This is a genomic window from Paenibacillus sp. FSL L8-0641 (genome assembly GCF_038006265.1).
In the GTDB taxonomy this organism is placed as follows: domain Bacteria; phylum Bacillota; class Bacilli; order Paenibacillales; family Paenibacillaceae; genus Paenibacillus; species Paenibacillus polymyxa_D.
On the sequence record NZ_JBBOUW010000001.1, the window covers coordinates 4,421,191 to 4,441,560 of the forward strand.

22 protein-coding genes and 1 pseudogene are annotated in these 20,370 nt (G+C 46.5%); 13 read left to right on the top strand and 10 right to left on the bottom strand.

Annotation, left to right across the window (positions count from 1 at the left end; genetic code table 11):
* The first annotated feature begins 92 nt into the window (after positions 1–92).
* The 3 genes and pseudogenes from MKY16_RS20025 to MKY16_RS20035 all read left to right on the top strand — a co-directional run bounded on the left by MKY16_RS20025 (position 93) and on the right by MKY16_RS20035 (position 2,026).
* Positions 93–1,262 (top strand): MFS transporter, encoded by a 1,170-nt coding sequence (locus MKY16_RS20025; protein ID WP_029518208.1) that lies wholly within the window; start codon positions 93–95, stop codon positions 1,260–1,262.
* Between the two features lie 184 nt (positions 1,263–1,446).
* A pseudogene (locus tag MKY16_RS20030) lies at positions 1,447–1,515 on the top strand (YjcZ family sporulation protein); the annotation flags it as partial.
* Positions 1,516–1,681: 166 nt separating this feature from the next.
* Positions 1,682–2,026: a toprim domain-containing protein gene (locus MKY16_RS20035; RefSeq protein ID WP_029518206.1), complete on the top strand. Its 345-nt coding sequence runs from the start codon at positions 1,682–1,684 to the stop codon at positions 2,024–2,026.
* A gap of 89 nt (positions 2,027–2,115) precedes the next feature.
* Here MKY16_RS20035 and cyoE read toward each other — a convergent pair whose 3' ends face one another.
* Positions 2,116–3,060: a heme o synthase gene (cyoE, locus tag MKY16_RS20040; RefSeq protein ID WP_013311855.1), complete on the bottom strand. Its 945-nt coding sequence runs from the start codon at positions 3,058–3,060 to the stop codon at positions 2,116–2,118.
* Positions 3,061–3,263: 203 nt separating this feature from the next.
* Between cyoE and MKY16_RS20045 the strand changes: the two genes are divergently transcribed.
* On the top strand, positions 3,264–4,247 hold the full coding sequence (locus MKY16_RS20045) for a metal-dependent hydrolase (protein ID WP_029518205.1): 984 nt from the start codon (positions 3,264–3,266) through the stop codon (positions 4,245–4,247).
* Between the two features lie 255 nt (positions 4,248–4,502).
* Here the strand turns inward: MKY16_RS20045 and MKY16_RS20050 are convergent, their stop codons facing one another.
* Positions 4,503–4,724, bottom strand: coding sequence for an alpha/beta-type small acid-soluble spore protein (locus MKY16_RS20050; protein ID WP_013311857.1), 222 nt, complete (start codon positions 4,722–4,724; stop codon positions 4,503–4,505).
* 121 nt (positions 4,725–4,845) lie between these two features.
* Here MKY16_RS20050 and MKY16_RS20055 point away from each other — a divergent pair, with 121 nt between their 5' ends.
* A complete protein-coding gene (locus MKY16_RS20055) occupies positions 4,846–5,013 on the top strand; it encodes a hypothetical protein (RefSeq protein ID WP_007431986.1) in 168 nt (55 codons plus the stop codon).
* Between the two features lie 43 nt (positions 5,014–5,056).
* Here MKY16_RS20055 and trpS read toward each other — a convergent pair whose 3' ends face one another.
* A complete protein-coding gene (trpS, locus tag MKY16_RS20060) occupies positions 5,057–6,046 on the bottom strand; it encodes a tryptophan--tRNA ligase (RefSeq protein WP_029518204.1) in 990 nt (329 codons plus the stop codon).
* Between the two features lie 453 nt (positions 6,047–6,499).
* Between trpS and MKY16_RS20065 the strand changes: the two genes are divergently transcribed.
* Both MKY16_RS20065 and MKY16_RS20070 read left to right on the top strand, forming a co-directional pair.
* Entirely contained in the window at positions 6,500–7,465 is a 966-nt protein-coding gene (locus MKY16_RS20065; protein WP_340956778.1) for an aldose 1-epimerase, read from the top strand.
* Positions 7,466–7,555: 90 nt separating this feature from the next.
* Positions 7,556–7,792, top strand: coding sequence for an alpha/beta-type small acid-soluble spore protein (locus MKY16_RS20070; RefSeq protein ID WP_013311861.1), 237 nt, complete (start codon positions 7,556–7,558; stop codon positions 7,790–7,792).
* 144 nt (positions 7,793–7,936) lie between these two features.
* Here the strand turns inward: MKY16_RS20070 and MKY16_RS20075 are convergent, their stop codons facing one another.
* A complete protein-coding gene (locus MKY16_RS20075; RefSeq protein WP_013311862.1) occupies positions 7,937–8,338 on the bottom strand; it encodes a hypothetical protein in 402 nt (133 codons plus the stop codon).
* Positions 8,339–8,599: 261 nt separating this feature from the next.
* Positions 8,600–10,387 (bottom strand): M3 family oligoendopeptidase, encoded by a 1,788-nt coding sequence (locus tag MKY16_RS20080; protein ID WP_340956779.1) that lies wholly within the window; start codon positions 10,385–10,387, stop codon positions 8,600–8,602.
* A gap of 97 nt (positions 10,388–10,484) precedes the next feature.
* On the opposite strand from MKY16_RS20080, the gene MKY16_RS20085 reads away from it, so the two are divergent.
* Both MKY16_RS20085 and MKY16_RS20090 read left to right on the top strand, forming a co-directional pair.
* Positions 10,485–10,655 carry a YycC family protein gene (locus MKY16_RS20085; RefSeq protein WP_014277894.1) on the top strand — a complete coding sequence of 57 codons (171 nt, stop codon included), beginning with the start codon at positions 10,485–10,487 and terminating at the stop codon, positions 10,653–10,655.
* Entirely contained in the window at positions 10,652–10,888 is a 237-nt protein-coding gene (locus MKY16_RS20090) for a hypothetical protein (protein WP_029518200.1), read from the top strand. The genes MKY16_RS20085 and MKY16_RS20090 overlap by 4 nt, the downstream gene beginning before the upstream one ends.
* A gap of 88 nt (positions 10,889–10,976) precedes the next feature.
* On the opposite strand, the gene MKY16_RS20095 is transcribed toward MKY16_RS20090, so the two are convergent.
* Both MKY16_RS20095 and MKY16_RS20100 read right to left on the bottom strand, forming a co-directional pair.
* On the bottom strand, positions 10,977–11,708 hold the full coding sequence (locus MKY16_RS20095) for a DUF2225 domain-containing protein (RefSeq protein ID WP_340956780.1): 732 nt from the start codon (positions 11,706–11,708) through the stop codon (positions 10,977–10,979).
* 21 nt (positions 11,709–11,729) lie between these two features.
* Positions 11,730–12,107, bottom strand: a complete 378-nt coding sequence (locus MKY16_RS20100; protein ID WP_029518198.1) for a globin domain-containing protein — start codon at positions 12,105–12,107, stop codon at positions 11,730–11,732.
* A 411-nt stretch (positions 12,108–12,518) separates the two neighbouring features.
* Between MKY16_RS20100 and ylbJ the strand changes: the two genes are divergently transcribed.
* Together ylbJ and MKY16_RS20110 are read left to right on the top strand one after the other, a co-directional pair.
* Complete coding sequence (gene ylbJ, locus MKY16_RS20105) at positions 12,519–13,814, top strand: sporulation integral membrane protein YlbJ (protein ID WP_340956782.1); 1,296 nt, start codon at positions 12,519–12,521, stop codon at positions 13,812–13,814.
* Between the two features lie 66 nt (positions 13,815–13,880).
* A complete protein-coding gene (locus MKY16_RS20110) occupies positions 13,881–14,684 on the top strand; it encodes an NAD kinase (protein ID WP_013372943.1) in 804 nt (267 codons plus the stop codon).
* A gap of 58 nt (positions 14,685–14,742) precedes the next feature.
* Here MKY16_RS20110 and MKY16_RS20115 read toward each other — a convergent pair whose 3' ends face one another.
* A complete protein-coding gene (locus MKY16_RS20115) occupies positions 14,743–15,657 on the bottom strand; it encodes a YutD-like domain-containing protein (RefSeq protein ID WP_340956784.1) in 915 nt (304 codons plus the stop codon).
* Positions 15,658–15,681: 24 nt separating this feature from the next.
* Positions 15,682–16,584 carry a lipoyl synthase gene (lipA, locus tag MKY16_RS20120; RefSeq protein ID WP_029518195.1) on the bottom strand — a complete coding sequence of 301 codons (903 nt, stop codon included), beginning with the start codon at positions 16,582–16,584 and terminating at the stop codon, positions 15,682–15,684.
* 246 nt (positions 16,585–16,830) lie between these two features.
* On the opposite strand from lipA, the gene MKY16_RS20125 reads away from it, so the two are divergent.
* Both MKY16_RS20125 and MKY16_RS20130 read left to right on the top strand, forming a co-directional pair.
* Complete coding sequence (locus MKY16_RS20125; RefSeq protein WP_340956786.1) at positions 16,831–17,937, top strand: M23 family metallopeptidase; 1,107 nt, start codon at positions 16,831–16,833, stop codon at positions 17,935–17,937.
* Positions 17,938–18,053: 116 nt separating this feature from the next.
* Positions 18,054–19,414, top strand: a protein-coding gene (locus tag MKY16_RS20130) for an IS1182 family transposase (RefSeq protein WP_340954273.1) whose coding sequence is annotated in 2 segments (ribosomal slippage) — positions 18,054–18,621 and positions 18,621–19,414 — 1,362 coding nt in all. Because the reading frame shifts where the segments join, the coding sequence is not laid out codon by codon here.
* Positions 19,415–19,560: 146 nt separating this feature from the next.
* Here MKY16_RS20130 and yunB read toward each other — a convergent pair.
* Positions 19,561–20,370, bottom strand: coding sequence for a sporulation protein YunB (gene yunB / locus MKY16_RS20135; RefSeq protein WP_165148474.1), 810 nt, complete (start codon positions 20,368–20,370; stop codon positions 19,561–19,563).

Consider the following 20,370-nt stretch of genomic DNA (forward strand, 5'->3'; position numbering starts at 1 on the left):
GTGGTCTATGTTCGTCCAATCCAGCGTACAACTTAGGAAGGGCCAATACGAAGTAACATGAAAGTTTACATTAGGGAAAGGGGGTCATTCACATGAAAACAGCCCTCTGGCTGTATCTCTTTTTGTTCATTGCCTTTTTTGATCTGCATGCGCAATATCCTATTTTGACGCCATTCGCCATCTCTCTGGGGGCAGCTCCTACCTTTATCGGTTGGATGATGGGGATTTACTCTCTGACTCACCTGCCTGGCAATTTGATGGCAGGTCCCAAAGTCGACAAACACGGCAGTCGCCGATATATTATGTTCAGCCTGACAGCTGCAGGCCTGATCCTGATCATTCAATCGTACATCCATACACCGTGGGAATTACTTTTTCTGCGTGCGATTAGTGGCTATGTGTTGGCTTTTTTATCTCCAGCCTGTCTGGCCATGCTGGCGCAACTGTCTGATCATCCGGTTACGCAGGGTAAATATATGTCGGGGCATGGTGTCGTCCATACGTTGGCCTCTGTTCTGTCTCCAGCCGCAGGCGCATTTATCGTAGCCAGTTTTGGCTTTAGCGAGACATTTAGTTCCCTTGGCATCATTCTCGTAATCACGGGGCTTATGGCTTATTTCACCTTACCCAAAAAAGCACCCGCTCCGCAGGCCCAATTATCTGATGGTCATACGACACCTGCTCCACTCTCGGCAGCACAGACGCGGTTACCATTCAATTGGCGTTACCTGCTTTTACCTTTTGTTTTGGCGTGCGCACAAGGCATTTTATTTTATGAGATCCCATTACGAAATAACGGTTCTGCGTCCATGATGTCCACCGGATTGCTTTTTTCCATCATCAGTTTGGGAGCACTCTGTACGCTTAGTTTGCTTTTTCTGAACAAATATTCACCGATGGTAAGGCTACTTTGTGGCATTATTCTGATGTCTTTAAGCTTCTATGCACTCGCCACCACGCCCGAAGCGACAATAGGCATCATCCTGTTTATTTTGGGAACAGCCAAAGGCATCATTTTTCCAGCGCTGGCCTCTCTCTTCATACGAATTGGAGGTGCTCGATTGGGCAAAACCTTTGCCCTGCAATCCATTGCAACGTCAATCGGCTCCTTTGCCGGGCCTGTACTGGCGGGTCAGCTTCCGGATCACATATCCCCTTTTTTTATCGCATTTCTGATTCTGATGGCTGGCCTGCTATTCGTTCCCGTTAAGCGCATATCTCCGACGCCGCCACTGTCTGCCACAGGACCTTATCATTCCTAGCTAGTCTGAGGCAGTGGGTATGCTAAAATGCTATCTTTAAAGCCCAAAATGCCGTTCCAGAGGGCAGATGCACAGTACACTATACCCCTATCCACATAGACTATTTTGACTGAACATTCACTAATAAAGGGAGGTGCAGCCTGTGAGCCACTGTCATCCTGTAAGCCCTTGCCCTGTTTTTGGAACTTCAACTGGCACCATTCTTGTTCTTTATATTCTGCTCGTCATCATTCTCCGTACTTGCTGGTTTTAATGTCTAAATTGCCCTAACATGTTGTCCCTTGTACCCATGCCTGCCACTTCTGGCAGGCTATTTTGTTATTTTTTGCATGAGAACCCTATTTGGAGCTACACTATACTCATATTCTTCATTTCCCGGGGAATTTCGAGCATATGTATCAGACAAGGGGTGAGCTTAAATGGCGATAACCGTGATCGTCGAAGGGAAAAATGACCGCAGCAAACTTCGCCGATTACTTGACCCGGAGGTTCACATTTTATGCACCTTCGGCACACTAAACTCTATAAAACTGGAATCCCTCCACAAGCGAGCCAAGCACGACGAAATATATTTATTTATGGACAATGACAGCTCAGGGAAAAAAATAAGGGGTGTGCTTGCAGACTCTTTTCCAGATGCCTACCATATGTATACCCGCAAAGGATACGCTGGCGTAGAAGGGACTCCAGACGAATATGTGATCGCTCAATTGGAAAAAGCAGGATTGGAAGAATACATTATATACCCGCCACCTGTTCTTTAGTCTTGAATAACAAAAAAGGCTGTCCTCAGGCCGCTTTCATGCCTGTTGGACAGCTATATGGTGTACTATAAAATGCCTCTAAAATGACATTAGAATTTATGAACCGTATCGACGATCATCAGCAAGAAGCTGAGTGTCAGATGGTTAATGGAAAAGAAAAATACTTTTTTGGCCCAGGAATCCGTTTCTTCTTCCTTAATCGTAAAACCTTTAAAGGCATAGAATGCCCACAGCACGGACAGTAACACGGACACGATCATAAAAATCATACCGGCATATCCATAAGCATACATAAGGATGGGTACCGGAATCAGCAATACAATATAAGGAATCATCTGAATCTTTGTCCGATGGATACCTTTTACGACTGGCAACAACGGAAATCCTGCTGCGCGATATTCCTCAACTCTGCGAATAGCAAGTGCCCAGAAGTGAGGCGGCTGCCATAAGAACAGGAGAGCGAATAAAAGCCAAGCGCCCATATCAATACGACCCGAAGCGGCCACATAACCAATTACAGGAGGCATTGCACCAGAAATACCGCCGATGGATGTACTCCATGTAGATGAACGTTTTAACCAAAGTGTATAAATACCGACGTAGACGAACATACCAAGTAATCCCAGTAACCCTGCCTTTACACCAGAGAAGAAGAATAGAACAGCTAACCCTACAACACCCAAAATAATAGCGTATGACAACACCGTTGTAGGGGTCAGACGCCCTGTTGGCAGTGAGCGATTACGTGTACGCTCCATTTTCAAATCCAGCTCACGGTCAAAATAGTTGTTAAAAACACAAGAAGACGCCATAACTAGCATTGTACCTAAAAGTGTAAGAATTAGCTTTATATAGTCAACGTCCCATTGCGATGCTAACCAAAAACCACCAAAGGCTGCAACCAGATTGGTACGAAGGATGCCTGGCTTGGTAACTGTAATAAAATCTTTCCAAGTGCCCGCTTTGCCGGGTGGTTTAGATTTTACAGAATAGGTAGCCGCATCCGAAGAAGTCTTATAACTTATATTATCCATTGTGAGTAACTCCCCCTTAGAGATGTATGAATTCGGGAGTAAGTTGAACTCCGATATAAATTTTATCATATACCTACCCCAAAAAGTTTGACAGAAAACGCACAAAACGTTCACAATTCCGATGGCAAATCGCCCCTGCTGATCGTTTACAGTAAATTTGGGTAGTAATAAGTACAGGAAACAATACAAAAGGAGCGACAGATATGGATACAGCCACACACTTTGTCATGGGAATCGGATTGGCCGGTCTGGCCTACACTGACCCTGTCGTCGCCGGAGATCCAAAGTTGGCCGCAGTGGTGCTGCTCGCTACAGTTATAGGGTCACAAGCTCCGGATTTTGACACTTTGCTTCGGTTGAAAAATAATGCAGCCTACATTCGCAATCACCGTGGACTGTCGCATTCAATTCCCTTCTGGTTGATATGGATCTTGTCCATAACAGGGCTAATTTGCCTGATCTTCAGAGATGTGCCCCCAGGTCATGTAGCATTATGGGTAACGATTGCCGTCTGCCTGCATGTATTCACAGATTTATTTAATACGTACGGAACACAGGCATTCCGGCCGTTTACAAACAAGTGGATATCTTGGAATATCATCCATATTTTCGATCCCTTTATTTTTGGCACCCATGTTGCTGCGATTATGCTGTGGATCACCGGATTGATTCCACCCGCTCCCTTATTTATTACGCTGTACGTCATTATTGGCCTGTATTACATTTGGCGAACCTGGAGTCATTTTATTACCAGAAAAGCGGTACGTAATATGGACAACGAGCGTCAGGAGGGCGACAATTATTATATCATTCCCACCGTATCATGGAACCGGTGGCATGTGGTAAAAGCTCATCAGAATGGAAGTTATGACATCGGTGGATTAAATGGCTCGCACTTATTTTGGACGAAACACGCAATTCCATCCACACATCCTGCCGTAGAAGCATCCAAATCCTATCGCGATGTGCAGGCATTTCGCTATTTTTCCTCCTTTGCCGTTGCCGAGGTGGAAGAACTGGAATGGGGCTATATTGTGCGATGGGGAGACGTCAGGTATCGACACCGGAGACAATATCCATTCGTGGCTGTGGTCGCGATGGATAAGCAGTTTGGGCTGATCAACAGTTATATCGGATGGCTCAGTGACGAAAAGATGCAAAAACGCCTTTCCCTGCATACGAATTAAAATCTGCTTACAAGCTAACAACCAGCCGTATGAACAAGAGACAGCAAGTTCCCCCTTAATCTGGGAGCTTGCTGTTTTTTTGGCCATTCGCGCCAAAAATCACATCTCATGAAAGCGCCCTCTTGACGAAGCGGACTTGCGTGATTCACAATGGTCATAAGCCATGCGTAAAAAAAATCCGGAGCATGATCGCTCCGGATTTTCTTCATGACAGTTGCTCATAATACAGCTTCCAAGATGGAGTGTTTATGTGTATTACTGCAAACGGCTGCTGCCCGACAAGGATTGTTCTGCTTGTTGGACTAGCTTTTTCGTAATATATCCCCCAAGAGAACCTGTTTCGCGGGAAACAACATTACCGAAGTAACCGTCCTGAGGGATGGTGATGCCAAGTTCTTGAGCTGCCTCATATTTTAATTGTTGTAAAGCGGCGTTGGCCTGCGGTACTTGCAGGTTGTTTGAACGACGTCTGCTCATATTTGAATCTCCTTTCAGTTCTTTGTGAGTGAGGTTCATTGCAAGCTTGCAAGATTATTATGGCTCGCTTACAACTACTTATTCCTGAAATTCAACATTCGAACACTGGAGGTTTTTACCAATGAGCAAAGGTTTATCCCTATGGTTCGCCGTTTCATCCATTGTCCTGCTGACCGCAGCCGCTATATCCATCAGTTATTCCGCATGGCTTGCCATTCTACTGGGGCTATTATCTGTCGGCAATATTGGCTGGGGTTTCGTGGTCAAAGCCCGACAACGCCGCTCCTAATCCAATCCTATAAAAGGCCTAATTCGTTTCGCCTCAATATGCTTTAGCGTAGACGTGGCAGAAAGCCCATGCGCTCTTTGACCGCAGACAGCGTGACTTCAGCAGCTTCTTGTGCACGCTCTGCGGATTGGGCCAAAATATGTCCAATTTCACCGGATTCCCGGATATCGCGATAGCGCTGCTGAATCGGTTCAAGCATAGCCACAACCGTCTCTGCCAGTTCTTTTTTAAATGTCCCGTACATTTGGCCTTCATAACGATCCTGCACTTCTTGGAGCGACAAACCGGAACACTGGCTGTAAATGCTCATTAGATTACTAATTTCAGGTTTATTGGCCAGATCATATCTAACCTCACTGCCAGAATCGGTCGTAGCGCGGCTGATTTTCTTGCGTATGACTTTCGGTTCGTCCAGTAGCGCAATAAAACTGCCTGCATTCGGATTACTCTTGCTCATTTTTTTGGATGCATCATCCAGGGACATAATTCTTGCCCCTACTTCAGGGATATACGGCTCGGGAATTGTAAAATAATCTCCATAACGATGATTAAAGCGGCCAGCCAAATCCCGTGTCAGTTCCAGATGCTGTTTCTGATCTTCGCCCACCGGGACGAGATCCGCGTTGTAGAGCAAAATGTCAGCTGCCATCAACGACGGATATACGAACAACCCTGCTCCTACGGAATCCTTGCCAGCAGCCTTGTCCTTAAACTGAGTCATACGTTCCAGCTCGCCCATATTCGTCAGTGTTGTCATCAACCATCCCAGCTCAGCGTGCTGAGGAACATGGGATTGTAAAAAGACGTTGGATTTCTCTGGGTTAATACCCGCTGCAATAAATAATGCCGCTACCGCCTCCGACTGCTCGCGTAATTGAGCTGGTTCCTGCGGTACGGTAATCGCATGAAGATCTGGAACCATAAAGTAACATTGGTGATCCTCTTGCAATTTGACAAAGTTTTTCATTGCACCAATGTAGTTGCCCAAAGTAAGTTGTCCACTAGGCTGAATACCTGAAAGTACAGTTTTCATACTCTTCCTCCTCCGATTATTTCAATATTTAGAACGCAAAAAGGCCCCGCATCCTCAAGGGACGCGAGACCGTGGTACCACCCTTATTCATTGCCGTCAGCCTTTGCTTATCGGAGCTATGCGCCATGACTGATTGCAATCTTAAAGCTCCGTTAACGGGGAGCAATCGGCCGTCATACTGAGGACTGTAAAATCCTGTTCTGTGCGGCACTCCAAGGTCCATTCAGCAATGCAGGCTCACCGGTTCCCATCCACCACCGGCTTTCTGAAGAGCTTATGCGAAAGCTTACTTGTCCTCATCATCGCGTTATCCATGTCATTACTTTCTAAACTACATTAATGATAATTCCGCATAATGTTATTGTCAAATGACGATTGTGCCCTACGATCAAAAATCTGTTATCATAATGACACGAAGCTTCAACCGATTATAGTGGACAAAGGAGCATGGATATGAAACAAGTGACCAAAGAACACTGGAACGGTTACGACACGTATGTTTTACATAGTGGTGAACTGGAGGTTACGATGATCCCTCGCCTCGGGAATAATATTATCTCAGTGCGTGATCTGAAGCTCGACAGGGATATCGTACGTCGGCCCGGTGAGGAAGAATTGGCTTTTTATTTACAAAAGCCTTATCATTTTGGCTTGCCCATTTTGATTCCTCCTGGCCGAATTCGCAAAGGACAATTTGAGTTTGACGGTGTTCCTTACCAGTTCGACCGAAATACAGCCAATGACAACCATATACACGGTCTGCATCGTAATCAATCCTGGCGCTGCAGTGATATTGAAGAGGATGAAGAAGGTTGCAGTGTCACTACCGAGCTTTTGACAGAAAGTGATCCGCACTGGATGGAACAATTCCCCATTCCTTTGCGTCTGGAGATGACGTATCGCTTGCAGGGTGCTATATTAAGTCAAACACTGCGCGTAACCAATTTGGGTGAAAAAGCAGCCCCATTTGGCTTGGGATATCACACTTGGTTTATGGTGGACGGAGAACCTGAGCGCTGGCGCCTAAAGCTACCTGTAAACGGCGTATATGAACAGGATGCTGAACAGCTACCTACAGGTATCATTACTTCGTTGAATGACTTGGAACAGCTCTCTTCGGGTCTTTCTCTGAAAGGAACGAATCTAGATACGTTGCTGCGGGCAACGGAAGGCCCTGCTGTAGCTCTTTTGACTCGTGATGATGGTTATCAAATCCGCTACACAGCAGATGAGCAATGCTTTAAGTATTGGGTGTTATACACCAAAGGTGAATGCGATCAGTATCTTTGCATTGAGCCTTATACCTGGCTGTCAGATGCTCCTAATTTACCTGATCCTGTTGAAGGAGGCGGGCTGATCCGTCTGGAGCCTAAGCAATCCATCGATCTCAAAACTCAGATTCATATCATATATCCGTAATTTCCCTCTAGTCACTTTCCTTCCTTCGGCGCATATTTTCATAACTCTGTCGCATACTAACCTCATCACAGCCGAAGGAGGTGACTACACATGAATGAAGCTAATCAAGGCAGAAGTCGTCGCAGTAACAACCTTGTTGTTCCTCAAGCCAACAACGCACTGCAACAATTGAAATATGAAGCTGCACAAGAGCTGGGCATCACCATTCCGGCAGACGGTTACTACGGTGACATGCCATCCCGTGAAGCTGGTTCTCTGGGAGGCTATATCACTAAACGCTTGGTACAGCTGGCCGAACAGCAATTATCAGGACGTTCAGGTCAATAAGCGTCATTATTCCACATGAGCATTCCGTTCATCGTAATTTACCAAAATGCGTTATAACGGGCATATAACATAGGCGGTCTTCCCTAGGAAGGCCGCCTTTTCTCTTTTTTAAATTAGGATTTTGCAAAATCCTCATATTGATGATTATTCCGAATTAGCCGCTCGGTATGTAGGCTTGTTGTAGCGGATCATGAGATTCGCCATGTTGTAGTTGGACTCCAGTGTTGCATCTACCAAAATCGTTCCTTGTCTGATAGCAAAATCGAAAGCAATCTCACCATGAGTCCAGCTACGCTTATGATTTAGCGTTTCTAGGGCCATACGCCGAAAATCCTCCCGATGCTTTGCTGATAACCCCGGTTCTACTGCTGCAAACGTGCCACCCTTACCTGCAAGCGGATTATGGCGAATCCCAAACTTCCCAACTACATTGTTACGTATTTGTACAAATACGATGCCTGACGACAAACCCGCCAGTTCATTATCCAGTTCTTTTAAAACGATATCCATCTGCCTTGCCAACGACAATTGACCTACTTCATCCATTACAAAAACCCTCCTATATACCTTGTCCAAAAATAATTAATAGGTCTTACGACTCAATTATATGCGAAGATTTTTAACCTTACAATCAAAACCAACATAATTGGGTATTTATAACTATTTTCTAAGTATATCCATCATTTTAAATTTCGCCAACAGGTAATGTTAATTACACTTCGACATTTTGCGACTTTGTTCATCATCTTCTGCAAAAATTACAAAAAAGGCCTCCCTTATAGGAGACCTTTCAAAAGTGTAAATCCGTTATTTTGTCATTTGTAAAAATTGCTCAATATCCTGAACAGTAACTTGCGCAGCATTACGCCAGAAGTCAGCCTGTGTTAAATCGGTACCTAAGTGCTTGGAAGCCAATTCTTCGACTGTCATGCGACCTGTATCACGCAGCAAGGCATCATATTGGTCGGCGAAGCCGTCAGGGTTTTCCTTCGCAAAAGCGTAAATTCCTGCACTGAACATATACCCGAATGTGTACGGGAAGTTGTAGAAAGGAGTGTCCGTAATATAGAAATGCAGCTTGGATGCCCAAAAATGAGGATGAGCCTCATCCAGGATACCACTAAACGCTTCACGCTGCGCTTGTTCCATCAACTCGCTTAATTGTTGTGCTCCTACGACTCCTTTTTTCCGCAACTCGTAAAAACGGGTTTCAAATAGGAAACGGGCATGAATGTTCATAAAGAAGGCTACACCACGCTGAATTTTATCCTCCAGCAAAGCTACCTTCTCCTGACCCTCGGCAGCTTCCAGCAAAGCATCTGATACAATAAGTTCTGCCAGCGTCGACGCCGTCTCAGCTACGTTCATGGCATAATTCTGATTCAATGGGTGCAATTCATTCATCACATGCTGGTGATAACCGTGTCCGAGCTCATGGGCCAGTGTCGAAACGTTGGATGGTGATCCGGCATAGGTCATAAAAATACGGGTCTCTTTGCTTAGACGCAGAGATGTACAGAAACCACCCGGACGTTTGCCAGGACGATCCTCTGCTTCAATCCAACTTTTCTCAAAAGCCATTTGGGCAAAGTCAGCCATTCTCGAGCTAAATTTACCAAATTGCTCAACAATCGTTACAGCAGCATCGTCGTATGGGATTTTAGTGGTTGATGTTCCCAGCGGAGCTTCAACGTCATGCCAGGACAGCTTCTCTAAGCCCAGCAGCTTTGCTTTCCGCTCCAAGTATTTAACTACAATAGGCTTTGTTTCATTAATAACCTGCCACATCGTATCCAGCGTTTGTGCGGACATACGGCTGATTTCCAGCGGTTCTTTAAGCACATCTGTCCAGCCTCGTTTTTCATATAGCTTCAGACGGAAGCCTGCCAAATGATTCAATGTATCCGCGCAATAGTCCTCTACCTGAGCCCATGCCTCTTCCCAACGTGCAAACACATCTTTACGTACGCTGCGATCTGCTTCATCCAGCTTATTAGCTGCTTGACCTACAGACAGGTTTACGATCTCGCCATTTTCTGGTACAGGGATCGTCATATTTTTGACAATGGTATCATAGAAGTCGCCCCATCCATGGTAGCCATCCACTGCCAGATCCAATGCAAGGCTTTCCAGCTCAGGAGCCATTTTTTCACGTGCTTCGTTCCGATATTCGTTCAGGACAAAAGAAATCGGCTGGATAGCTTCGCGCTCCATCCATTTCTGCCAAATGTCTTCACTGGTTTGTGCCAGCAAGTTCTGGAAAGATACTAAAGCACTTTTCCCTTGGGCATACAGCGTGTTGACACGCGCTCCCAGTTGAACAGCCAGCTTGTCGTGCTGGTTTTGAGCAGTTAGACAAGAGACAAAGGAACCCGCCTGCGACGCGCCATTAAACAGCTCCTGGATGCTACTCAATACACTATCCAGACGCTCGGTATCCAATGCCGTTTGTGGTACTTTAGCTGCTTTAAGCTGGGACTGCAGCTGTTGGACCTTGCTTTCCAATTCTTCCAAAAATGCATGGAATGAGGCAGAGGAAGACCCTCCGCTAAAAATAGATTCCAGATCCCATGTTTGCTTTAACGGTGTTTTCATAATAGTTCCACCTTTCTTTTTTGGCGAATTCATGTGGTTTCATATACAATAAAGCTACATCGTGATAGTAAATCACTACAATTGGGAGGAAAACAGAATGAGACCCTTACAAATTTCGCCGGAAACGGCTGTGAAATTATCCGAAAAGCTCGGTATTCCGCTGGAACACCTTATGCATACACCCCAGCACATTTTGATGCAAAAGCTGGCCGAACTGGCTAAAGAAGAAACCGCTGACCCGAACGGCGGAGAATCGGACAAATCATGATCCCTTTTCATAAAACCTGGCCTTATGACATCGTCATGGGAGACGTTTATGTACAGTCTTGTCCGTTTTGCGACCAGGATAATGTATTGCTGCCCCTGAAGCCTAAAGAACTTAAGCTCATACACGAAGGTATGAAAAAGCTGCTTGTGTTTCCATGTTGCCATAACAAGGTTACTTTAGTGGATTGTGATGACGATTATTTGCTGTCAGATACCACATTGCGTCATCATTAATTCATGAGTTGTAAGAGAATATAACCCGTTTTACAAACAAGGTGTGAACCATGAGCCTAAATCGGCCATAGTGCACACCTTTATTTCTTCAGGAGGAGCTTGCGTCTTGCATTTCCTCCGGCAGTTGGAAATTTTTAGCCATCATTTGTTCTCGCAGTACAGACCACTGTTCGCGGGAAGCCCGGATCATGGCTGCATCCATAATCTTTTTGTCATTAATGACACGCGAAAACCAGCGTACCGCTTCGTTAAAGTTCCCTGTACGTCGATGCAATTCACCAATCAGATACAGCAGTTTGGCATTATTCGCCCCGACACCCTCCAGCTCATAAACCCGAACGTAAGAATCCAGACTAAATTTGAGAAAGCGAAGCTCCTGCTCCTCATTTCCCTGGTATCTGTACATCCATGCGATATGCTGTAATAGACTGGCTACTACGCGTTCCTTTTCTCCGATGACCTGGGCACAGAGTAAACCCAGTTTATACGTTTCTAATGCCTCTTCCCAGCTACGATGCCCGCCATATTCGCGAGACTGCCAGCGATTACCGATTCTATCTCTAAAAATCTTGGTTTGCTGATCGCTTAACTGAACGGTAGAGTGCTCTGTCGAGGTAAACCCACAATGAGGACAGACCCTTACGACATAAAAATCCGGATTTTCATTCTTATAATAAGCGCAAAAATCTGAATCTGTACGAATGGCCTTCTTTAGGCTTGGTCTGACACGAGATGTCTGAAATTCTTCTTCACAATGTGTGCAGGTGATTTTAATCTGATATAACGGTTCAAGTTCCAATGTTTTTACAACCCTCTCCAAAATTCGGCAATCCCCGCAAGCTTACGGGGTATTTACAAAATGATGCGCAGGACCAGACAAACGGTTAAGTATGATGGAACGAAGCGGCTCCTCAATGCCCGTATCCGTTAACGCACCTGCCATACAAGACAACCATGCCTCTGCTCGCTCCTCCGTTACGGGAAACTTCATATGTCTCGCACGTAACATTGGATGACCATATGCATCAGAAAAAAGGGACGGTCCTCCAAAAAACTGGCTCAGGAACATAAACTGCTTTTCCTTAACCGGTTCCATGTCTTTAGGAAACAGGGGACTTAACAACGGATCTTTATAAACTCTCGGGTAGAAGGCCTCAATAATAGCACGAATACCTTCCGCGCCCCCAAGGTTGTCATAAATGCTCAGGCTAGGGTTCACTTTTCCTCCAACTTTCTGTGCTATGGTAATAAATATACACCCGTATTATAACAAAAAACAAAAAATGACGCTAAAAATAAGCGCCATTTTATCAATTTAACATATGAAGAGGATGTGCTTCGTTGCACATAACTTCGTCATTCTATAAATACAATTAATAACTCCGCCAATCCTCTTCACCGGAATGGACGAGAGAGGCACGAATAACATACACAAAAGCACATACGAACAGACCGGCAACGATACTCATCCTGATCACTCCATCCTTAAGGTTATGGATCGTTGTTTTCCTATTTTAACATACTCTTTACAAAAATACAGCAACAAATGTAACCGTTTTCTTTGTTTTTTTGTACTCTTTGTCCATCCCCGACATAGGTATAATAGTACAACTCCAAAGGAGGGGCCTCTATGTCGCTATACCGTCGTTACTCGCTTCCTCTGCTCATCCTTTCACTGCTATTCCTATTTATACTTATGGCTGTATACCCGCAATCTTCTCTGAATGCCGGGCTTCGGGGGCTTGCCATCTGGTGGGACGTGCTGTTTCCGTCTTTATTCCCGTTTTTCGTTATTTCCGAGCTTCTCCTCGGTTTCGGAATTGTTCATTTCATAGGTGCGCTGTTGGATCCGCTGATGCAGCCTCTATTCCGTGTACCTGGCTGTGGAGGTTTTGTCGCTGCGGTCAGCTGTGCATCCGGTTACCCGATTGGAGCTAAACTAACAGCCAAGCTGTGGGAGCAAAAATGGATCACACGCATTGAAGGAGAGCGTTTGGTCGCATTTACGACTTCCTCTGATCCGATATTCTTGATCGGTGCGGTTTCCGTTGGCTTCTTCCATCAACCAGAAATTGCACTCGTACTGGGCGTGGCTCATTATGGTGGTGTGCTCATCATCGGGCTACTTATGCGCTTCCACGGTTCCCGTTCAGGGGAAACAGATACTCGCAGCGACCGCCCTCAACCTACTCCAAAAGCCTGGTCGAAGTCCACAAATACAAAAGCTGCTGGTCGCAATAGACAGCCTGGACCCCTACGCCAAGCATTATATGCCATGCATACAGCTCGTTTGGAAGATGGTCGTCCATTGGGTGAGTTACTCCGTGAGGCGATTACTTCCTCCCTACGCCTTATTATTGTCGTAGGAGGGCTAGTTGTATTCTTCTGCGTCATTTTAGAAGCTTTGACGAACTCCGGTTTAATGAGCGGGCTTCATCTGCTTACGGCAAACCTCTTGACTGCATGTGGTCTTCCTCCTACGTTAACGGAGTCCATTGTGGGTGGTATTTTCGAAGTCACTTTAGGAGTGCAGGCCGCAGGTAAAGCCACGGCAGCGATACCATTCAAGGTAGCCGCAGCCGCTTTTGTGCTCTCCTGGGGCGGGCTATCGGTTCATGCGCAGGTTGCAAGTATTTTAAATATGACGGATCTTCGTTATATGCCATTTTTGTTGGCCCGGGCTGCGCACGGCTTCATCTCGGCACTGCTCGCTCTCGTGTTATGGCAGCCTCTGATGGGACAGGGAAGCTCTCCAGTCTTTTTTCCAATATACGACATCGTATGGTCCCCTGGCTTCTCGTCCGCCATGCTGTTGCAAAGTCTGCTGTTTCTTGGCTTTATACTGGCTGGAATGCTTAGTCTCTCATGGTTGAGTGTGGGTACCCGTCGCTTATACGTACGTTTGAGAAGAACACACAGGCAATGAACGATTGTGTTCTTGCTCATAATTGATTATGATCGATATATACCCATGACAAAGGAGCTTTTCATCTTGAGATATTATGTTCTGGATCGCGGGGATCAGCACTCCATGGACTTGAGTCAGCAATTTCACCGTCTTGCCCAAGAAAAGAATTTCAAGCTGGATGCCGAATCGCCGGAAATCGTCGTGTCTATTGGAGGCGATGGTACAATGCTTCATGCGTTTCATACCTTCATCGACCGCATTCCGGATATTGCCTTTGTTGGTGTACATACCGGTCATCTAGGCTTTTACGCCGATTGGCGTGCGGACGAGCTGGAGGAGCTAATCCACCTGATGAGCCAAAGCGGATCTGAGGGACCGCTTAACCCGAGAATCGTTAAGTATCCACTGATTGAGTTGGAAATTCACAAGAAATCAGGCAATGCTTCTTTTATTGCCTTGAATGAGTTTACGTTAAAAGGGGTGGATGGCACTGTCGTTGCCCAAGTAGATATTAACGATATCACCTTTGAAATGTTTCGCGGTGACGGTATATGTGTTTCTACCCCCTCAGGGACGACCGCCTATAATAAAGCACTTGGCGGAGCTATGGTTCATCCCACCATTGAAGCATTGCAATTGACTGAGATCGCTTCCATTAATAACCGCGTGTATCGGACACTAGGATCGCCATTGCTACTGCCCAAACATCATCATTGTGATATTTTTTCACGGAAAGATCAGCGTCTTTTATTGACAGTAGATCACCTGAACTTTCCTGTGGATGACTTAATCTCTGTTCGATGTCAGGTCGCAAGTCAGAAGATCAGCTTCGCTCGTTACCGTCCTTTCCCATTTTGGGATCGAGTACGCAACGCCTTTCTTAATTAGAACCTGTAAAAGAGCCGACTCTGGCTCTTTTTTTACAAACAAAACGGTTCCTGAAAATTCAGGAACCGTTTTGTTGTGGAGCAGTAAATGTTTTATTCTTTTTACTACCCTCAGTTTTTTCGGCTTTAGCAGCTGGATGGGTCTGACGCTGGCCCTCAGGTTCACGTGAGACACGAACTTGCCGTCCCTCCCGATTTTCCTTTGGTTGACGCTCATAGCGTGGTCCACGTGATTCCTTTTTATCGAAATTCCCTTGCTGATTGCGCTGTCTACGCGGTTCGCGGGCTTGCTGCCCTTCACCCGGATTGCGTCCATCCTTCGCTTCACGTGGTTCTCTTGGCTGGCGCGAATCACGTGCTTCACGTGGCTCACGTTGCCGATTTCCTTCACGTCCTTCTCTGGATGAACGACTTTCACGAGCTTCACGCGGCTGTCGCTCACGTACTTCCTGGGCATCCTTCGGTTCCCGACGTTGCAACTCGCGTGGTTCTCGGAATTCTCGAGGCTGCTCCACTCGCGATTCCTCCGTAGCTGTGGAATCCTGTTGTGGTTGCGGCCACTCCTGTTCTCCAGCTGTATGTTGCAATACTTCTTGCTGCTCTTCGGTTTCTAACGTTCCCGCTTGTTCCCTTTGAGCATCTACCAACTGCTGAATATCTGGAGCAACGATTTCATCATTGACGCCGTTTTTATTAATCACTTCACGGCTTTTTTGCAGCACAAAATAGGCACAGCCAAAATTGCAGTATTCATTAATGTAATCGTCCAGTACCACTATAGATGTATCCTTATTTGCTTTGGGATGGCCGTCTCGATAAAAGCCCTTCAGACGCAGCTGATTGTAACCCCAATCACCAATAATGTAATCATAGCGATCCAGCACTTCACTATACCGATCACGAAACGCTTCGGGATTCCATCCGTTCTTGTGATCCTGCAACAATTCATAGTTTTTACCACCGATTTGAAACAAGCTATTCTGACCGCCTTTCCCGGATCAAGCCTGCGAAAGGGCGCTTTCTTCCTTATGCTGAGCGGCTGACTTCACCTGCTCATGCGCTTGGTAGGAGCTGCGGACCAACGGTCCAGATTCGACGTGGCTGAATCCCCGCTGTAATCCCTCTTCCTTTAACTTCGCAAAATCTTCCGGTGGATAATATTTTTGCACATATAAATGTTTCTCGGACGGCTGCAAATATTGACCAATTGTCAGAATGTCACAATCGACTTTACGCAGATCATCCATGGCTTGTAAGATCTCGTCCCACTCTTCTCCGACACCTAGCATGATGCTTGATTTCGTTGGAATAGCCGGATTTAATTGCTTCGCACGTTGAAGCAGCTCCAGAGAGCGACGGTATTTCGCTTTAGCCCGAACCTTGTCGGACATGCGCTCCACCGTTTCAATATTATGATTCAGAATATCTGGTTTGGCATCCATGACGATTCGCAGCGATTCAATATCGCCCATAAAATCGGGAATCAATACTTCTACACTGCACAAAGGTAACCGGCCGCGAATCGCACGAACCGTTTCTGCAAATATAGTAGCGCCCCCATCTTTTAAATCGTCGCGAGCCACACTGGTTACGACACAGTGCTTCAAATTCATGTTCCCAGCCGCTTCCGCGACGCGATCAGGCTCCTGCAAGTCAAGTTCCGTAGGCAACCCCGTATTTACTGCGCAAAAACGACACGCACGCGTACAAATATCACCCAAAATCATAAATGTAGCTGTCCTATTGGCCCAGCATTCATATATATTAGGGCATCGTGCCTCCTCACATACGGTATGTAATGTCTTGGAACGCATCATGCTCTTGATTTCTTGATAGTTATCGCCTGTCGTAAGTTTAATACGAATCCAGTCGGGCTTAGCTTCCTTCTCTTTTCTAGACAATGGCATAGACCTTCTTTCTGATAAGCTTAAGCTGTCATTGTCATACATTATAACATGAAAGCCATGGAAAAACCTCCATTCATTGTTCCCTTTTTGATATGACATTGATGCCGAAAAAAGTAAACTTTTTATATGGATAAAAGCGGCGGATATGGCTCAATCTAAACAAAAGCGCCCTATTCACGCTATTGAATAGGGTCTAGAATTTACTGGGCGGTTAAGCCCTTCTATAGGAGGTCGGTTCACGTGCCTTACCCTACGCGGACAGCCCGCGCTGTTCGTCTGTTATCGCTGCTGATATGCGCTGCTACACTGACAACGGCCTGTCCGCTTCCTGCCCATGCCCTTGCCAATCACTTACAGTCCTCGTCCGCCGGAAGCAGCCTGACAGTTAATGTAGATGCTGAACATGCACAGTCTTCAATGTATATTTCCAGGCTTGCTTTATATCGTTCCATCGAAGCCCTGACAGGAGTCCCTTGGTACAGGCTGGCCGCCATCGACCAGTATGAACGTACACTTACGGTGGCCCATCCCAAAGATCGCAAGCATGCAGAACGAACCATAGGTATTTTCATTACGGGACCGATCTGGTCCGGCTTGATGAACCCTGATTCGGAGGATCAAAATCCACGTTCCATAGAACTATTTTCCGGGCTGGGACAAGACGGTTCGGGTGATGGAATTGCTGACCGCAATAATGACAAGGATCTGCTGTTCAGCATCGCATCTTATCTCGGAAAGTATGGAAACAACGAGGATGAATTTGGTATTGCCGTTTGGGAATATTACCATAACAGCCGCGCAGTTCAAAGAGTTCAGCAGTTTGCCAAGCTGTATCGGACGTATGGCAAGCTGGATCTGGTCAGCCAAGCTTTCCCCCTTCCCTTAGGCAGCATTTATAGCTACCGCAGCACATGGGGAAGCCGTCGCAGCTGGGGGGGCTACCGTATACATGAAGGAACTGACCTGTTTGCTGGCTACGGAGTTCCAGTTCGCAGTACCTGCTACGGTGTAGTTGAAATGAAGGGCTGGAATCCCTTTGGAGGATGGCGCATCGGAATCCGAGATCTCAACAACCGCTATCACTACTATGCGCACCTTTCCGGCTTTGACAAAACCGTTCACAACGGAGACGTCGTTACACCTGGCCAGACGGTTGGCTGGGTCGGAAGCTCGGGCTATGGAAAACCTGGTACCCAAGGCAAGTTTCCACCGCATCTGCACTATGGTATATATCGGGACAATGGCTGGGCAGATTGGTCCTTTGACCCGTATCCGTTATTAAGACAGTGGGAGCAGTCCGAACGCAAAGCGCTCAAAAAAGGAAAGACAAAAGGGACCTCCTCATAGGGTCCCCAGGCTGTCGAGAAAGTCTCGACAGCCTATTTTATGTTAATTTTGTTTAAGACGACACCGCGTTAATGTTGTATAATATAGGTAACTATTGTAGAACGGATGGTGTTGATATGCTACGCTCCAACCGCGAAAAACAACAATCCTACGAATTTGTTTCCATCGAAGATCTGGTTCCTCAAGATCACTTGCTCCGCAAAGTAGATAAGTATATCGATTTTTCGTTTATCGATGATAAAGTTCGACCACTGTATTGTGCAGACAACGGGCGTCCTGCCATTGATCCTACCGTATTGTTTAAAATGATCTTTCTCGGTTATTTCTATGGCATTCGCTCAGAACGGCAACTCGAGCGAGAAATTCAGACGAACCTAGCTTATCGTTGGTTTCTGGGGTTGGGCTTAACGGATAAAGTTCCGGACCATACGACGATTAGCTGGAATCGTCGCACTCGCTTTAAAGACACCACGATCTTTCAAGATATCTTCGATGAAATTGTGCTGCAGGCGATCTCTCACCGAATGGTGGGTGGGCGTGTTCTCGTCACCGATTCCACACACGTCAAAGCCAATGCTAACAGGCACCAGTACATCAAAGAACAAGTGTTGCAGAATACTAAAGACTATATGGACGAGCTGAACGAAGCGGTGAAGGATGACCGGAGAAACCACGGAAAAAAGCCTTAAAATCCCGAGAGGAAGTGAACGAAGAAAAAGAAATTAAAGTGAGCAAAACAGACCCGGACAGCGGCTATATGATCCGTGATGGCAAGCCCGAAGGCTTCTTCTATCTGGACCACCGCACGGTGGATATGAAGTACAATCTGATTACGGACGTGCATGTGACACCAGGGAATGTACATGATTCTGTCCCCTATTTGTCCCGTTTGGATCGCCAAAGAGAACGTTTTGGTTTTCAAGTAGAAGCTGTTGCACTAGATTCAGGTTATTTAACAACGCCGATTTGCCGAGGTTTGCAGAACCGAAAGATTTTTGCCGTGATTGCTCACCGAAGATTCCATCCCAGACAAGGACTGTTTCCGAAATGGAAGTTTGAATACGATGCCAAACGCAATGCGTATAGATGCCCAGCCCAACAGGAACTGCCCTACCGAACGACGGACCGTAAGGGATACCGGCAGTATGCCTCTGACCCAGCTCAGTGCCAGCATTGCCCACTGCTAAGTCAGTGTACCCAGTCTCGAAACCACCGCAAAGTGGTGACTCGGCATGTCTGGGAAGACAGCAAAGAGTGGGTACGGAGCAACCGGCTGAGCCCATCTGGTAAAAAGCTGTACCGCAAACGAAAAGAGACGATTGAGCGAAGCTTCGCGGATGCCAAAGAGCTCCATGGGTTTCGCTATTGCCGTTTGCGCGGTCTTCCAAACGTCAGGGAACAAGCCCTTATGACGGCAGCCGTGCAGAACATGAAGAAGATGGCGATCCACCTAGATCGCCTGGAGAAACAGGGGTAACCCCCCCTGCTTCTCCAGAGACCAGAGCATTATGATGTAAAAAAGAAACCCACGTCTCAAAATGACGGGGTTTCTCGACAATCTGGGGACCTCCTCATAGGGTCCCTTTTATTTTTCCAGAGCAACTCACGTCACTCCATTCTGCTCTATGGCGTTGGGGGCTGACTAGAGGAGTTTGGGTCTTCCTGTACCTCTGGAACACTTACTATGCTGGAATCTATAGCGCCGCTACTCTCTATGGAATGGGGAGGCAACGCCAACTGCGGAGCGGCTGCACCATTTTTACCTACTGGTTTTCCCTGATTGTCATAGTAGTACATCGGAACGTTGCCCACCACCAGCAAATAAGAAACGGGGATTTCCGTCTCCACAATCTGAGGTTGCATCTCAAACGGTATAACCACAGACACTTCCGTCGTAATCCGAATATACACTTCAACCAAGATCATGTTTATGCCCGCATCCTGTTGCCGCGTATTTAAATCCACCTTGATCGCTCCATGCGGCTCCACCTTTAGAGGAATCTTGGGGCCATAAGCTGCCAACAATGGACTGCCCAATGCCTGACCAATCGGAACGCTCTCATCAAAATGGCTCATGCTGTCCATCGTTGCCTTAACTGCTTTGAGCGTGTCTGACGTAATTTTCATATGCTCTGCATAATTCAGAACAAAGCCGGAGGTTCTTCCTTGTGCATCCGTTCTCCATTCGATCAAATTATCAGCTGTCTTCCCCTGCTCTACCTGTGCTGTAATTGCTGAATTAATAGCCTCCGTCGCCATTTGTTTGACCCGCACTTTTGCCAGATGCATCATAGGCGGCTTCAAATGCTGCTCCACATAAGCAGCCACCTGTATGATTCCTACCAGCAGCGCCAGTACCACAATCAAAAATACTCTACGTCTGCCGCGTCGCCTTCTGTTGGGCGCGCTGTGCCATTGCGGTCTTCTCATCAT